General features: G+C 74.9%; 9 protein-coding genes. 2 read left to right on the top strand and 7 right to left on the bottom strand.

Translation table 11 applies throughout. The features are described from left to right. Positions 1-183: 183 nt before the first annotated feature. Positions 184-363, bottom strand: a complete 180-nt coding sequence (locus ACIP5W_RS17800) for a hypothetical protein (RefSeq protein WP_363089620.1) — start codon at positions 361-363, stop codon at positions 184-186. A gap of 691 nt (positions 364-1,054) precedes the next feature. Between ACIP5W_RS17800 and ACIP5W_RS17805 the strand changes: the two genes are divergently transcribed. Beyond that, a complete protein-coding gene (locus ACIP5W_RS17805; RefSeq protein ID WP_401473967.1) occupies positions 1,055-1,318 on the top strand; it encodes a transglycosylase family protein in 264 nt (87 codons plus the stop codon). 32 nt (positions 1,319-1,350) lie between these two features. On the opposite strand, the gene ACIP5W_RS17810 is transcribed toward ACIP5W_RS17805, so the two are convergent. The 3 genes from ACIP5W_RS17810 to ACIP5W_RS17820 all read right to left on the bottom strand — a co-directional run bounded on the left by ACIP5W_RS17810 (position 1,351) and on the right by ACIP5W_RS17820 (position 8,054). Then, complete coding sequence (locus ACIP5W_RS17810) at positions 1,351-4,314, bottom strand: SpoIIE family protein phosphatase (protein ID WP_401473729.1); 2,964 nt, start codon at positions 4,312-4,314, stop codon at positions 1,351-1,353. 1,039 nt (positions 4,315-5,353) lie between these two features. Then, positions 5,354-6,724, bottom strand: a complete 1,371-nt coding sequence (locus tag ACIP5W_RS17815; RefSeq protein ID WP_401473732.1) for a serine/threonine-protein kinase — start codon at positions 6,722-6,724, stop codon at positions 5,354-5,356. 157 nt (positions 6,725-6,881) lie between these two features. After that, positions 6,882-8,054, bottom strand: coding sequence for an ROK family protein (locus ACIP5W_RS17820; RefSeq protein WP_401473735.1), 1,173 nt, complete (start codon positions 8,052-8,054; stop codon positions 6,882-6,884). A gap of 194 nt (positions 8,055-8,248) precedes the next feature. Here ACIP5W_RS17820 and ACIP5W_RS17825 point away from each other — a divergent pair, with 194 nt between their 5' ends. Next, positions 8,249-10,366 (top strand): alpha-galactosidase, encoded by a 2,118-nt coding sequence (locus ACIP5W_RS17825; RefSeq protein WP_401473738.1) that lies wholly within the window; start codon positions 8,249-8,251, stop codon positions 10,364-10,366. Positions 10,367-10,451: 85 nt separating this feature from the next. On the opposite strand, the gene ACIP5W_RS17830 is transcribed toward ACIP5W_RS17825, so the two are convergent. The 3 genes from ACIP5W_RS17830 to ACIP5W_RS17840 all read right to left on the bottom strand — a co-directional run bounded on the left by ACIP5W_RS17830 (position 10,452) and on the right by ACIP5W_RS17840 (position 15,075). Next, the gene (locus tag ACIP5W_RS17830) at positions 10,452-13,502 is read right to left on the bottom strand and encodes a glycosyl hydrolase (RefSeq protein WP_401473740.1); all 3,051 of its coding nucleotides are present in this window, start codon (positions 13,500-13,502) and stop codon (positions 10,452-10,454) included. A 152-nt stretch (positions 13,503-13,654) separates the two neighbouring features. Continuing rightward, positions 13,655-14,521, bottom strand: coding sequence for an alpha/beta hydrolase fold domain-containing protein (locus ACIP5W_RS17835; protein ID WP_401473742.1), 867 nt, complete (start codon positions 14,519-14,521; stop codon positions 13,655-13,657). Beyond that, complete coding sequence (locus ACIP5W_RS17840) at positions 14,518-15,075, bottom strand: quercetin 2,3-dioxygenase (protein WP_401473744.1); 558 nt, start codon at positions 15,073-15,075, stop codon at positions 14,518-14,520. The genes ACIP5W_RS17835 and ACIP5W_RS17840 overlap by 4 nt, the downstream gene beginning before the upstream one ends. Between the last annotated feature and the right edge of the window lie 102 nt (positions 15,076-15,177).

A 15,177-nucleotide genomic window follows, 5' to 3' on the forward strand; every position in this document is an offset into this window, starting at 1 on the left:
GGCGGACGGACGGCCGGCGGTGGGGCGTCCTGACGCGCCGTCCCACGGCCCCTCACCTCTTGCGCAAAGAGACGAAGGTGTTCTCAGACGCCGTCCGGACGTCGAGCAAAGTGACTGCTCGGCGCGGGCACGAGGTCTGCACGTTCTGTCAGCCGGTCCGGCGGTGCGGCCGGCGGGAGCGGTTCACTCGGGGCGGCCCCGCACGGCGAGGAAGTGCTGCGCGGGCAGGTTGCCGGCGGCGGACGGGGACGGGATGACCGAGGCGAGATCGCGCTGGATCCGCTCGGCCTCGCCCCGCACCTGGGTCGGGATGTCGCCCCGCTCGGCGACGAGACGATGGAAGATCGGCGTTTCCTGGAACACGTACGGACGTCACTTTCGGCAGACGGCGGCCACGACAGGGCCAGTTGGGCCGGCGGACAGGCACGGTCGACGAGGCGGGTCAACGCCGGTGTCGACCCCTGTCCACCGAGTCGGACCGGGTCACCGGGCGCCGACTCGCTCCCACGCCGGTCGGGCAGGGGCCAGGACATCGTAGACGGGTGCGGGGGGAGAGCTTGCGCCGCCCTCCCCGATCGGCAGGTGTCGTTCCGGGGGACCGCCCGCGGGCGGCGCGGGGCGGTCGGGCACCGGGTCGCCACCGCGTCCACCCGGTGTTCGAGCAGCGCCACGGGGGCGTCGTTCCACGCGAGGTGGAGCGTGCGCACGGCGGCGTCGGCCCGGCACCCGCGCAACGCGCGCACGGCGGGGACGACGGTGAGGCCGATGTGTACCCGCCGGTGCACCCGCCGGTGCTGCCGCCGGTGCTGCCGTCGGGGCGGGCGGCGAGGACCGGCCGCCGCAGGCGGGTGGGGGTGACGGCCCGTCACCCGGAAGGCCGTACAAGAGGCCGCGCGCGGGCGTGACGACAGGCGGTGGCGAATTCATACGCTTAATGTCACTTGTCATGTTTTCACTTCAGAAACACCTGATGCGCCGTCATGCGCGCGGACCGCTCCGGTCGGCCCGCCCCGCCCTGTGGCTCGGCCTGCCCGTCGCCGCCCTCCTGACCGTCATGACCCCCGCCGCCGGGGCGGCCCCGGGCCTCCCCGCGGGAGCCGACTGGGACGCCATCGCCCGCTGTGAGTCCGGCGGCAACTGGCGGGCCAACACCGGAAACGGCTACTACGGCGGCCTCCAGTTCTCACAGCGCAGCTGGGTCGCCGCGGGCGGACTCAGACACGCGCCGCGAGCCGACCTGGCGAGCAGGAGGTCGCAGATCGCCGTCGCCCGCAGGCTCGCGGCGATGCAGGGCATGAACGCCTGGGGCTGTGCGTGAACGCCGCCGCGTGAACCTCCCGGTGCCCCCTTCTACGGGGGCACCGGGATCTCCTGCTCGGCCCAGATGATCTTGCCGTCGGGCGTGTAGCGCGCTCCCCAGCGATGCGCGAGCTGGGCGACGAGGAACAGGCCCCGGCCCCCCTCGTCCGTGCTGCGGGCGTGCCGGAGCCGGGGGGCCGTACTGCTGGCGTCGCAGACCTCGCAGGTCAGCCGGGCGTCGCGGAGCAGGCGGAGCCGGATGGGGGGAACGGCGTGCCGGATCGCGTTGGTGACCAGCTCGCTCACGACGAGTTCGGTCGTCATCGCGAGGTCCCCCAGCCCCCAGGCCTCCACCTGGCGGATCGCGCGGGCCCGTGCGTCGGCGACGGCGGCCGGATCCACGGGGACCTCCCAGGACACGACGTCGTCGGCGTCCAGGGCGCGGGTGCGGACCAGGAGCAGGGCGACGTCGTCGGGCCGGGGCGCGGGCACGAGGTGCCGTACCGCCGTCGAGCACAGCGTGTCGAGATCGCCGTCCGGGTGGGCCAGCAGTTCGCCGAGCCGGGCCATGCCCCGTTCCATGTCGCGGTCGGCCCCCTCGATGAGACCGTCGGTGTAGAGGCCCAGAAGGCTGTTCTCGGCGAGTTCGATCTCGGTGGTCTCGAAGCCCATGCCGCCGAGCCCGAGCGGAGGCCCGGCGGGAACCTCCGGGAAGGTGACCCGCCCGTCGGGCGAGACCACGACGGGGGGCGGATGCCCGGCCCGGGCGATCGAGCACCGCCGGGTGACGGGATCGTAGACGGCGTAGAGACACGTTGCGCCGAGGAAGGTGGCCGCCGTGGTGCGGGCCGCCTCGTCGTCGCTGTCCTCCGCGCTCAGCCGGAGCACGAGGTCGTCCAGGTGGGCCAGCAGTTCGTCGGGGGGCATCTCCATGTCGGCGAGGGTCTGCACGGCGGTGCGCAGCCGGCCCATCGTCGCCGCGGCGGTGATGCCGTGCCCCACCACGTCCCCGACCACCAGGCCCACGCGGGCCCCGGAGAGCGGGATGACGTCGAACCAGTCGCCGCCCACGCCGTCCGTCGGGTCGGCCGGCAGATAGCTGGAGGCGACCTCCAGCGCCGAACCGCCGGTCAGGACGTCCGGCAGCAGGCTGCGCTGCAAGGTGACGGCGGCCGTGTGCTCCCGCGTGTAGCGCCGCGCGTTGTCGACGCACAGGGCCGCCCGCGCGACCAGTTCCCGGGCCAGCAGCACGTCGTCGGACTGGAAGGAGACCGGGTTGAGCGAGCGGATGAACGTGGTGACCCCCAGGACGGTGTTCCGCGCCCGCATCGGCACGGAGATCAGCGAGTGCAGTCCGAACTCCCGGATCCGCTCCGCGCGCGCGGGCTCCTCCGCCACCCACAGGCCCTCGGAGGGGTCGAGGACCGGGATGAGGATCGCGTCCCCCGCCATGAGCAGACGCATACCGTGCGGGGGCGGGAGGAAGCCCACACGGTCACCGATCTGCGCCACCGCCTCCGGGCAGCCCTCGCGCACCGACCTCAGCGCGGCGCGGCGCATCACCGGTCTGGCGGGCGCCGGGCCCGCGTCGGTCAGCCAGGCGCCGTGCCCCTCGGTGCTGAGGACCGGCTCCAGGAGATCGACGATGACGAAGTCGGCGAAGCCCGGAACGGCGAAGTCGGCGAGTTCCTGGGCCGTCCGCATCACGTCCAGGGTGGTGCCGACGCAGGTTCCGGCCTCGTTGACCATCGACAGCAGGCGGCGCGCGTTCCACCGCTCGGTGACGTCCAGGACCATGTAGCAGACCCCGGCGACGGCGTCGTGGGCGTCCACCAGCGGGAAGAACGAGGTCGAGTAGGCGTGCTGCCGGTGCGGGTCGGCCCAGCTCCATCCCACGTACTCGTAGTCGGTGACCGGGGCGCCCGTCTCCAGGACCTTGCGCATCAGGCCTTCGAGCGTCTCCGCCTGGAGGCCGGGGAGCAACTCGCTCAGCCGGTGTCCCAGCCGCTGCTCGCGGGGGACGCCGCCGAAGCGCTCCAGGGTGTCGTTCAGCCACACGTAGCGCAGGTCCAGGTCCATCACCGCCATGCCGATCGGCGAGCGGGTCAGGAACCCGTCGAGGACGGACTGGCCGACCGTCCACCGCGTCCGCCGCTCACGGGCAGAGAGCAGGAAGCACTCCTCGTCGCCCAGGCGGAAGGACGCGGAGACGCGCAGGTCCACGTCCAGGGGCCGGCCGTCGTGATGGCGTACGGAGATGCGTCCGTTCCACCCCATTCCGGCGCGGCAGCGCTCGGCGACGCCGGCCACCCGCGCCGGGTCCGCGGGCATCGCCACCAGACGCGCGGCGGAACCGCCGACCACCTCGCCCGCCGGGCGGCCGAGCAGCGCTTCGGCCGCCCGGGTCCAGCCCACGACGACGCCACCGACGGTGACGACGGCCGCCGCGTCGGTGGACGCGTCGAGAACCCCGTCGGCCCCGTCGGCCGCCGGCTCACCGGATCCCCCGGCCGGCGCCCCGCCCGGACCGCCACCGGGCGCACCGCCCGCCGGTCCACCGGGAAGACGATCGCGCTCACCGGCCGCCGGCACACCGGGACCGCCGTCGGCGCGACCGGGTGCCGGCCCACCAGGGCTCCGGCCCGGCTCGGCGGGCAGCGACGCGCCGGAGACCTCCCCGGTCCCGCCGTGCAGCGGCCCGCCCGGCACGTCACCGGGCGCACCGGGCACCGCCCCGTCCTGAACCGCGCCCGGTTCGCCGAACGCCGGCCCACCGGGGGCCTCCGCCGGTCCACCGTGCAGCGGCGCGCCGGAGACCTTCCCGGATTCGTCGCGCAGCGGCCCGTCGGGAACCTCCGCCGGTCCCGCGGCCGGCGGGCCGCCGGAGACCTCCCCGGCCCCGCCGCGCAGCAGGCGGCCGGGCACGTCGTCGGGGCCGCCGGGCGTCGGCCCGCCGGGGAAGCGTCCGGGTCCGTCGGGCGGCGGACCCTTGGGAGTACCTCGAGCAGATTCCATGGCTGCCATCCTCTTCACGACCATGGTCCTGCTAGTCCGGCCGATGCGCACGGCACCGGCCGGGTCGGCCGGTGCCGACGGCGACCAGGCTTCCCGGATCCGCCGTGCGGAGGAAGCATGGAGGGGCCGGTGCCCGCGACCCGGACGTGCGGCGGTACCGGCCGTCGCCGCCCCGTTCCGCCGACCGGTGGAGGAGGCTCGGGGACGACGTCCGATTCCTTCCGGTCCGGCAACGACCCGTACGGCCTCGAGCCGCCCCGCACCACCGGCCTGCTGGACATGCTGAGCGTGGCGGCGGTGGTCCTCGACGCCGAGGGACGCATCGTCTTCCTGGGCGGCGGATCGTCGGACCGCTGTCCCGTGCCGGCCCGGTGCACCTGTCGACGTCCAGGCCCTCCGGCGCTCGACCGCCCACCGCCTCGACGCCCGGGGCAAGGACGGCCGCGCCCCGTCCTGCGACGCGGCCCCGTCCACCGGCACGTGCACACGGCGGGCCGGCTCCGTCACCCCACCGACCGGGGGTCGATGTGCCTCCCCGGCGGGGCGAGACCGGGCCGGCAGGCTTCCCGGGCTCCCGGCCCGGGCCCGGGCACGGGCACGGGCACGGGCACGGGCACGGCGCTGGTGGGGTCGTGCACCCTCCGGTTCCGGCCCACGGCCCGTTCGTGGCCGCCGCCCACGCGCTCCTCGCGCGGAGACGACGCGCAGGGACGAGACGCGCAGGGACGAGACGCGCGGGGACGGGACGGGCGGGGACGAGACGGGCGGGTCCGGCGGCGGAATCCGTTCCGCCGCCGGACCGGCGCGATCCAGACCTCGTGGACCCGGCCGGGGCCCAGGTGTCGGTGGAGGCGCCCGGCTGCGGAGCGGGCGTCACGGCCTCGCCCGCGGTCTTCGGGGTCGGCCCGTACCGGCTCGGAAGGGGATCGACGGGCTGGAAGGCTGGAAGAACGTGGTGCCGCGACAAACCGTCGACGGTGCCCTCGGGGCAGGGGACGCTCACGTCGTGCCGGCCGCTCGGTGAGGGGCCGGTCGGCCGTCACCGGCCCGCGGCCCGGTTCTGTTTGCCCGTGGCCTGTTCCTTGCCCTTGGCCGCCCCGGCCGGTGCCCGGGTCTTGTCGGGCTTGCCGCGCGTGCGGGGACCGTCGGCCGCCGGGGGTTCCTGCGCCCGGTCGCCGGCCTCGCCGTCCCGCCCGGACGACGGGGCACGGGTCGCGGGGGTCGCGGCCACGGTCCCGTCCGCGGCCACGGTCCCGTCCGCGGCTGCGGAGGGGGCGTCGGAGGCCGGACCGGCCGGCGTGTCCGCAGTGGTCGCGGGCGGGTTCACCGGCCCGGTGGCGGGCGGCGCACCGGCACCGGAGTCCTTCGCCCGCGAGGCGCTGTCGTCGGGCGCCGCTCCGATCGACCCGGTCAGGGTGACGCCGAGCACGGCGGCCAGCGCGGCACCCGCCACCGCCAGGGTGCGCCCGCCCGGCCGGCGGGGAGCGGCGGGGCCCGCCGCCCGGCGCGCGGCGGCGCGGGACTCTCCGGTGCGGCCGAAGAACGCGCCCCTGATGCCGGGCGTCCCGGCCGCGCCGGTGAGGTCGCGCCCGCTCATGGCGGCCAGCGCACGGGCGCACGAGGCGGCGCCGGGGCGGGCCTCCGGGTCCTCGGCCGTCATGGCCGCCAGCAGGCCGGTCAGTTCGTCGTCGAGGAAGCGGGGCAGGACCGGCGGACGGTGCAGCCGGGCGATCGCCGCCTGCAGCGGGGCGCCCGGGTACTCCAGTTCGCCCTTGACGCACTCCAGCAGGGTCAGGCCGAGGGCGTAGACGTCGGCGGCGGGCCCGGCCTGACGGGACATGACCTGTTCGGGTGCCAGGTAGGCCGCGGTGCCCTCCAGCACGTCGGGGGCCGTCTGCCCGGTGCCGTCGGCCGGGCGCGAGATGCCGAAGTCGGACAAGTGGGGCGCGCCGGCGGTGTCCAGGAGGATGTTGGACGGTTTGACGTCGCGGTGCACCACGCCCGCGGCGTGCACGTACGCGAGTGCTTCGGCGAGGGCGGAGCCGAGTTCGCGAACGGTGGCCGGGGGCAAGGCCCCGGCCCCTATCCGTGCGCGCAACGTCAGCCCGTCGAGGAACTGCATGACCAGGAAGGGCAGGTCTTCGTCCCGGCCGGAGTCGTAGACGGTGACGAGGCCGGGGTGCTGGAGTCCGGCGAGCAGTACGGCCTCGTCGGTGAAACCCTTCTCCGACTGTGCCGCACCGCCCCGGAACACCTTGACCGCGACCCGCCGCCTGAGCCGGAGGTCGAAGCCCGCGTGGACGTCGGCGGCGCCGCCCCGCCCGACCAGGGAGCCCAGCCGGTAACGACCCGCCAGCACCCGCCCCTCGCGGGAGCGTTCCGCCACCGGCGGCCGGGGCTGTACGGACACGCGCTCCCCTGTCGCGGGGATGCAGGAGGTCGGAGGTATCACGCGGCTCCGGGTACCCGGCCTTCGGTCACGCACTCCGACCCTCGATCGAATCCGCCCGGCTTCGACCGGTTTGGAATGTTCACAACCGATTCCTGAGGCTTGGAACGACTTCCTGTCAATTGCGTGCGGTGATGAAGGACTGGATCGCCGTGGCCGCCGCGCCACGCGCCCACTCCTCGAAGGGCAGCGGCCTGGTGCGTACGTCGCACCGCGCGGCCGAGCCGAACGCGGCAGCCGTGAACGCCTCACGGATGTGCTCGGCGAACAGGTCGTAGGCGGCCAGGCCCTCGCCGGAGATGATCACGCGGGAGGGTCCGAGCAGGTTGGCGACGGTGGCGATGCCGCGGCCGATGGCGTTGCCGGCCCTGGCGTAGGCCTCGCGCGCCCCGGTGTCCCCGTGCCGCGCCCGGTCCACGGCCTCGGCGGTGCCCGCGATCTCGGTTCCGCCCGTCTCGCGGATGCGGGCGAGGATCGCCGCGTCCGCGGCGATGGCCTCCACACAGCCGCGGTTGCCGCAGTGGCAGGGCGGCCCGTCCGGGTCGACGGTCACGTGGCCGATCTCGCCGGCCACGCCGTGTGCTCCCGCGACCACCCGGCCGTGCACGACCAGGCCGCACCCGATGCCCGCGCCGACGGTGACCACCGCGAAGTCCGACAGGCCCACGCCGGCGCCGAACCACTGCTCGGCGACGGTGAGGGCCCGTACGTCGTTGTCGACCGTCACCGGCAACCCGGTGACGGCGGCGGCGAGTTCGGCCAGCGGGATCTCGCGCCACTCCAGGAACGGCGAGTACCGCACCACGCCCTCGGCGCGGTCGACGTCACCGGAGACGGCGATGCCGAGGCCGGCCACCCGGACGCCGTAGCCCTCGGCCTCGGTGAGCAGTTCCTGCACGAGGTCCGCGGTCGCGGCGAGGACCGCCTCGGGAGCGCGGCCGGCCAGCGGTACGCGACGGTCGACGAGGCTGCGGCAGCGCAGGTCGGTGAGCACGCCGATGATCTCGTCAGCGGTGAGCTTCACGCCGATGAAGAGCGCGCGGCCACCGTCGACGCGCACCGGGTTGGCGGGCCGTCCGAGCGCCGGACGGGCCTCTGTGTCCGTGTCCTCCACCAGATAGCCCGACGCGATCAGGGGACGGACGGCCTTGGTGACCGCGGCCGGGGACAGACCGGCCCGCCGGGCCACCTCCCGCCGGGTGAGGGGGCCGTGGGAGAGGACGGTGGTGAAGACGTGCGAGGCGGCCGGGGTGGCGGCGGGGAACGTCTCGGCGTCGGTGGGCGAGGGCATGGCCGGGAACCTAGGGCTCTTATTTTCTGCTGTCAATGAAAGAACCCGGTAACCCTTGAAAGGCCACCAGGACCTGTGATCTCCTTTGGAAGCCCCGATGAGGGTGGAGTCTTGACATGTGATCGAAGGTCACGTTTGGCTTTGCGTCACTTCGCCACTCCTTCGTCCGTTCATCCACGTGAGGCCCGACACCGATGATCTCCTTCTCCCCGGACACCGGGATCTGGCTGCTGACCACCCCGCGGACGTCGTACGCCCTGCGGGTCGACGAGACGGGCGCTCCCTGCCATCTGGCGTGGGGGCCGCGGCTGACCCTCCCGGAGGCGGCGGGGCTCCTCGTCCCCGCCGGGTCGGCGGGCGACAGCTTCGAGGGGCGACCGGCGGTGGGCGAGGAACTCCCCGTCGACGGCGGCACCCGCTTCGGCCCGCCCTCCCTCCAGGTCCGCCACGCCGACGGCTCCCGCGCCTTCGAGTGGGAGCCCGTCGGACACCGGGTGCACGAGCCCGCGCCCGGCAGCACCGAACTCGTCCTGGAGTTCCGCGACCGCCTCTACCCCCTGCACGTGGCGCTCCACTACCGGGTGCACGAGGACACCGACGTCATCGAACGCCGGACCGTGCTGCGCAACGCCGGGGACCGGCGCGTCGAACTCGTGCGGGCCGACTCCGCCGCCTGGACGCTGCCCGTGCTGCCCGACTACCGGCTCAGCCACGTCACCGGGCAGTGGTCCGCCGAGAGCCAGCTGCGCCGGGACACCCTTCCGTACGGCGAGACCGTGCTGACCAGCAGGCGCGGCATCACCAGCCACCACGCCAACCCGTGGGTGATGCTCGACGCGGGCGACGCCACCGAGGACCACGGACGGGTGTGGAGCGCCGCCCTCGCCTGGTCCGGAACCTGGCGCGTCACCGTGCAGCGCACCCCCGACGGGCGGGCCGGCTGGACCGGCGGCGCCGGTCACGAGGGCACGAGCCTGCCGCTCGCTCCCGGCGAGGAGCACGCCACCCCCGTGTTCGCCGGCCTGTGCACCGACGGCGGGTTCGGCGCCGCGAGCCGCGCCTGGCACGCGTACACGCTCGCCCACGTCCTGCCGCACGGCCGGGAGACCGCGCCGGTGCTCTACAACTCGTGGGAGGCCACCGGCTTCGACGTCGACGAGGCGAGCCAGAAGGCCCTCGCCGAACGGGCCGCCGCACTGGGCGTCGAACTGTACGTCGTCGACGACGGCTGGTTCGGCTCGCGCCGCAGCGACCGCGCCGGTCTCGGCGACTGGACGCCGGCACCCGACCGCTTCCCCGGCGGCCTCGGCCCGCTGTCCGACGCCGTGCGCGGGCTCGGCATGCGGTTCGGCATCTGGGTGGAGCCGGAGATGGTCAACCCCGACAGCGACCTGTACCGCGAACACCCCGACTGGGTCCTGCACATCCCCGGCCGGGTCCGCAGCGAGCTGCGCAACCAGCTCGTCCTCAACTTCGCCCGCGACGACGTGGCCGACTGGGCGTACCGGTGGCTGACCCGGCTGGTCGGCGACCACGCCGTCGACTTCCTGAAGTGGGACATGAACCGCGCCTTCAGCGAGGCGGGCTGGCCCGGCGCCGCCCCGGACGGCGACCGGCTGTGGAGCGCGTACGTCACCAACCTGTACGGCGTCCTGGACCGGCTGCGCGCCGACCATCCGGGACTGCGGATCGAGACGTGCAGCGGGGGCGGCGGGCGCGTCGACCTCGGTATCCTCGCGCGCACCGACCAGGCCTGGGCGTCGGACAACACCGACGCCGTCGACCGCCTGGCCATCCAGCACGGCTTCGGCCAGGTCTACCCCGCCCGCACGATGTCCGCCTGGGTGACCGACGTGCCGAACCAGGTCACCGGCCGCACGGTGCCGTTGCGGTTCCGCTTCCACTCCGCCATGGCCGGGCTGCTGGGCATCGGCGGCGACCTGACCCACTGGTCGGAGGAGGAACTGGCCGAGGGCGCGGCGCTGGTGGCCGAGTACAAGAAGGTGCGCCACCTCGTGCAGCACGGTGCGCTGTACCGGCTGTCCGAGCCGCTGGGCGACCGTCCGACGGTGGTGCAGTACGTCGCCGAGGACGCCGCCGAGCTGCTCGTGCTGGCCTGGCAGCGCGGGCCCCGGCACGGCAGCCCGCGCCTGCCCGTGCGCCTGCCGGCGCTCACGCCCGGCGCCCGCTACCGGGACACCCGCACCGGCACCGTGCACCACGCCGCCGTCCTCGCCGAGTACGGCCTCCACCTCGACCTGCCGCGCGGCGACTGGTCGAGCACGGCCGTCCACCTGGTCCGTACGAACTGACGGGAGACGACCGGGCAGGCGTGAGGCCGGCCCCCGCCCGGGAGGCCGGGACGGCGGTGCCGGAGCCCGCCGTCCCGGAACCGGGTCAGGACACGCGTGCCTGCACGTACGGCACCAGGCGTACCGGTCCGACCAGGCCGTGGTCCTGGCGGGCGACGCCGCCGAACACGGTGGGCTGCGCCACCCGGAGACGGTTGATCAGCGGGGTCGCCACCTCCACCTCCACGACGTTGGCACCGGGTCGCAGCAGCGCGGTGCCGAGGTCGACGACGGGGTGCAGCCGGTCCACCGGGTCGAGCCGTACGCCGTTGACGCTCACCCGGCACGTGTCGCTGACCCGGCCGAGCTCCAGACGGGCGCCGTGGGAGGCGGTCCAGTCGGCGGGCAGGTCGAGAGTCGTGCGGTAGCGGCCGATCCCCGCGCTGTCCGCCAGTTCGGGGATGCGCGACCAGGGCAGCAGCGTGTCCAGCGTCACGGTGACCTCGACGCGTTCGGTGCGCGTCGCACCGGTGCCGGGCCGCCAGTCCTCGACGTCGAGCCGCCAGCTGCCCGGGGTGATCACCGCGGGGACGGCACGGACCGTCGTGGTGACCGGCCGCCCCCGGTCCGTCCGGGTCGTGTACGTGCCGGGTGCGCTCGCCCGTACGACGAGCCCCTCGCCGGTGAACAGGGCCTCGTCGGCGTCGGTGGCGACGACGTGGGGGCGGGAGCCGTGGCGGTCCCCGAAGAGTCCGGGCCGGCCCAGCGCCACGACGGCCGTCTCCCCCGGCTGGAGGGTGATCCGCAGGGTGAAGTCGTCGCCGTCGCGGGTGTACCGGGCGAGCCGGACGGCCTCGCCCGACCAGGCGTCCAGGAGGTAGGGCACCGCCTGGCCGGACCCGGTGCGGCGCAGCGTCACCTCGTGGTCGATCGCCGCGACGGCCGGCTTGACGGTCTCCGCGTGCTTGCCGTTGCAGAGGTAGTAGAAGTCCGCCTCGGAGGTCGCCCGGTGGGCGTTGAGGAGGGTGGAGGGGGTGCTGTGGCGGACGTCCGGTGTGACGCCGAGCCGGTTCAGGGCGTCGCCCACGAGGGCCTTGTCGGTGACGCGGACGACGTTCGGCAGGGCGAGCAGCCGGGCGAGGACGTCCCGCAGCCGGTCGGTCTCGCCGTCCGCGGGCACACCCGGCGTCAGGGCCTGGTCGAAGGCGCCGAGCAGCACCACGGGCAGCCCGGCCTCGGCGAGGGCGAGCACCTTGCCGGCGTCGTCGACGGCGAGAGTGGGCGTGGAGCCGTAGAAGAAGTCGCCCTCGACGAAGAGGGCCTTGTACGCCGGGCCGTCGGGCGCCAGGCGGCCGTCGCGCACGGTGGCGGAGGGCAGGTCGAGCAGCGGGCCGCTGAGGAACTGGTGGGTCCAGCCGAGCGGGACGCCCGTCGCGGTGAACCAGGAGGCGCCGATGCCGGTGGCGGTGTAGCCGGTCTGCCGCAGGATCGCCACGTCGGCCCGGACGGTGCCCGACTGGAGCACCCGGTGCACCCGGCCGAGGTAGCCGGCGATGTCGGCCACGTGCCGCCAGGTCGGCTGCCGCGGACCCCAGGACTCGCCGTAGCCGGAGGCGCCGTTGTACGGGCTGAACGCGGCGAAGCCGGGCCAGCTCACCTGGGGCGCGGTGGCGTAGGAGAAGCCGTGCAGGACCGTCTGGTTGACGCCCGCCGCGTAGGCGCCGCCCATGGTGCGCAGGAAGCGGTCCCAGGTGGTGCTGTACGCGGACCCGTTGTAGGCGCCCGCCTCGCAGGACAGGACGGTGTGCCCGGCCATGTCCCGGCCGCCGGCCAGGCAGCGGTAGTCGTCGAGGTTCTTGAAGCCGAGGGACTCGCCCTCGGCGATGTCGAGCAGGGCGGCCGAGGCGATGGCGTCGGTCTGCAGGCCGTAGGGCTGTGAGCGCAGTTCCATGCCGAGGGAGTGCGCCCAGTCCCGCAGGGCGCGGATGTGGTGCCGGTTGAACAGGTCGGACACGGTCGCCCAGAAGTCGTGCCGGATCTGCCGGGTGAGCTGGGCCTCGAACGCGAAGACCTGGTTGCTGTTGTCGAGCACGACCGCCGGCAGGTACGGCAGGAGCGGCCGTCCGGTGCGCTTCTCGAAGGCCTCCGGCAGCGCGGAGGTCCAGCACAGGCCGTCGGTCTCCAGTTCCACGGAGTCCTCGAAGAAGGCGCCGCCGGCCGCCTTCAGCAGCCTGCGCAGCTGGGGCGTCAGGATCTCGCGGTCCCAGTGGCCGGTGACGGCCGCCGTGCCCGCGGCACTGAAGTGGTCGACGACGTAGGCCGCCGGCGCGGAGTGCGGCCCGGACTCGGGCTGCTGTCCCGAGCCGCGCTGCCAGTAGGAGATCAGCACCCAGTCGCCGCCCCCCGGCGCCGTCCAGGACAGGGCGCCGTCGGTGACCAGGGAGGTCAGGTCGCGGACGCTGGCGGGGTCGAGGCCGGTCTCCTTGCGGGTGGAGTTGGCGATGTCGACGCGGGCCGCCTGCACGGCGAGGAGCCGCTGCCGGGTGACGCCGGAGGCGGGCGCGTGGACGGGCGGGGGCACCGGGCCCTCGTACACCGCTCCGCCGGCCACCGCGGCCCGGCCGTGGGCGAGTTCCTGCGCGGCCGCCCCGTCGTCGGGAGTGACGCCGGGGACCGCGACGGGCCAGCTGGGGCCCAGGGTGAGGTCGATGGTGACGCCGCGTCTGGCGGCTCTGCTCAGGGCCGCCTCGACGCCGTCCCGCCAGGCTCCGCCGCCCCAGCCGTGCCGGGCGGTGTCCAGGACGGACTTGTCCTTGATGCTGTGGTGGACGGCGGCGATCTCCATGCCGCCGAAGCCGGCGTCCGCGATCTGGTCGATCTCGCGGGCGATCTCGTCGGGGTCGACCAGTCCGTCCGGCCACCACCAGCGGAACTTGGGGCGCACGGACCGCGGGGGCCTGGCGAACCAGTCGGCACCGGGGCCGGCCTCCGCGGCCGCGGTCCCCGTGGCTTCGGTCGCGGGGACCGCAGCCGCGGGGGCGGCGGCCGCCACGCCGGGCAGGGCGCCGAGGACCGTCGCCCCGGCCCCCGCCGCCAGTCCCGCGGCCAGGGCCGTCCGCCGGGGTATGCCGCCGCTCTGCGTCATGCTTTCATCCATGGTGCGCCTCGAGTCCGGGAGAACAACTCACGATTGAATCGTTTCAATCGTGATCGACGCGGGAACGCTAAACCGGCCGTTCGGACCAGGTCAAGAGGTCGGACACGGCCGGCTGCCCCGGGGACCCTCGGGCGCGGTCCTCCGCCGGGGCGCTACCGGGTCACCGTCCGAACCCAGTTCAGCGTGCGGACGAAGAGGTCGTCGACCCGCTCGTCGGGCAGGCCGTGCCAGACGTGGTCGGCACCGGGGACCGTCCACAGGTCGACCGGGACGCCCGCCTCCGCCAGCCGGGCGGCCAGGGCGCGGCTGTGGTCGCAGTCGACCATGGAGTCGTCCTCGCCGTGGACCAGCAGGAAGGGCGGCGCACCGGGCCGGACCCGGGCCAAGGGACTCGCCTCGCGGGCGAGTTGCGGCACGTCGGCGGGGGCCGCCCCGAGGAGCAGCGCCTCCGGCGAGTCCGCGCCCTGCCGGGTCAGGTCGCTGGGCGCGTACCAGGCGACGGCGCCCTTCAGCCGGGACGCCCCTTCGGACAGGGCGAGCAGGGCGGCGAGATGCCCGCCGGCCGATTCGCCCCACACGGCCGTCCGGCCGGCGTCCGTGCCGAGTTCGGGGGCGCGCAGGGCGAGCCAGCGCAGGGCGGCGCGCAGGTCGTCCAGCGGGGCGGGGAAGACGGCCTCGCCGCTGAGCCGGTAGTCGACGGAGGCGACGGCCAGTCCGGCGGCGGCGATCCGGGCGAAGGGGCCGGGCTCCCAGTCCCGTGTCCGGTACCCCATGTCCTCGCGTCTCCCCCGGCGCCAGGCCCCGCCGTGCACGAACAGCACGAGCGGGACGCACGGCCCGCCGGGGCGGTGCTCCGGAAGCCACAGGTCGAGTTCGAGCGGCCGCGTCCCCGGCACGTCCGCGTAGGGGACGCCGCGCAGGAGGCGGACCCCGCCCTCCAGGTGTGCGGCCGGCGGCAGCGGGGCCCGGTCCGGGTGGGGGGCGGCGATGACGGCGAGCAGGCCGGGACGCGCGGTCACGGGGTGCGCCACTGGTGGCCGGGCAGGAACCGCACGTCGTACTGCTGGGGCACGGTGGCGAACTTGCTCCGTTCCGGGACGTACGGCGACGCGGGCAGGCCGGGGCCCTCGACGGGCGTGCCGAGGTTCTCGAAGAAGCGCTCGAACGTGCCGCCCGGGCCGGCGGCGACGCCGACGATCCGGCTGCCGTGGCGCTCGATGCGGTAGGCGTGGGGGCAGTTCTTCGGGACGAAGCCGAAGTCGCCGCCGGTGAGGAGCTTTTCGTACTGCTCGCCCGCGGTGTCCTCGACGAACAGCCGCACCGCGCCGTCCGTCACGAAGAAGACCTCGTAGGTGTCCGGGTGGAGGTGGGCCGGGATGGTGTCGCCCTTGGGACCCTCGCAGGTGAAGAAGTTGAACGTGTTCTCCGTCTGCTCGCCGCCCGCGTAGACGGTGAACAGGTCGGTGAACAGCAGTGCGCGGTCGCCCATGCCGCGCTCGATGAAGTACGGCTTGCCCGGGTCGGGCGGGATCTGCGAGGCACGGCGGTACTGGGTGGCGTACTCGATGGTCACGGCTCTCCTCGGTGGTGCGGTGGCCGGCCGGTGGCCGACGGTGGCCGGCCGCCGTCGGTGGTGGGGCGCCCGCCGCCGACGTGTGCGGACGTGCGGCGATCG

The sequence above is a fragment of the Streptomyces sp. NPDC088766 genome, from assembly GCF_044750845.1.
Classification (GTDB): Bacteria; Actinomycetota; Actinomycetes; order Streptomycetales; family Streptomycetaceae; genus Streptomyces.

Excerpts from the sequence above, each read along its gene's own strand:
- ACIP5W_RS17805 (WP_401473967.1), top strand. The coding sequence starts at position 1,055 with ATGACCCCCGCCGCCGGGGCGGCCCCGGGCCTCCCCGCGGGAGCCGAC.
- ACIP5W_RS17810 (WP_401473729.1), bottom strand. The coding sequence starts at position 4,314 with ATGGAATCTGCTCGAGGTACTCCCAAGGGTCCGCCGCCCGACGGACCC.
- ACIP5W_RS17820 (WP_401473735.1), bottom strand. The coding sequence starts at position 8,054 with ATGCCCTCGCCCACCGACGCCGAGACGTTCCCCGCCGCCACCCCGGCC.
- ACIP5W_RS17825 (WP_401473738.1), top strand. The coding sequence starts at position 8,249 with ATGATCTCCTTCTCCCCGGACACCGGGATCTGGCTGCTGACCACCCCG.
- ACIP5W_RS17830 (WP_401473740.1), bottom strand. The coding sequence starts at position 13,502 with ATGGATGAAAGCATGACGCAGAGCGGCGGCATACCCCGGCGGACGGCC.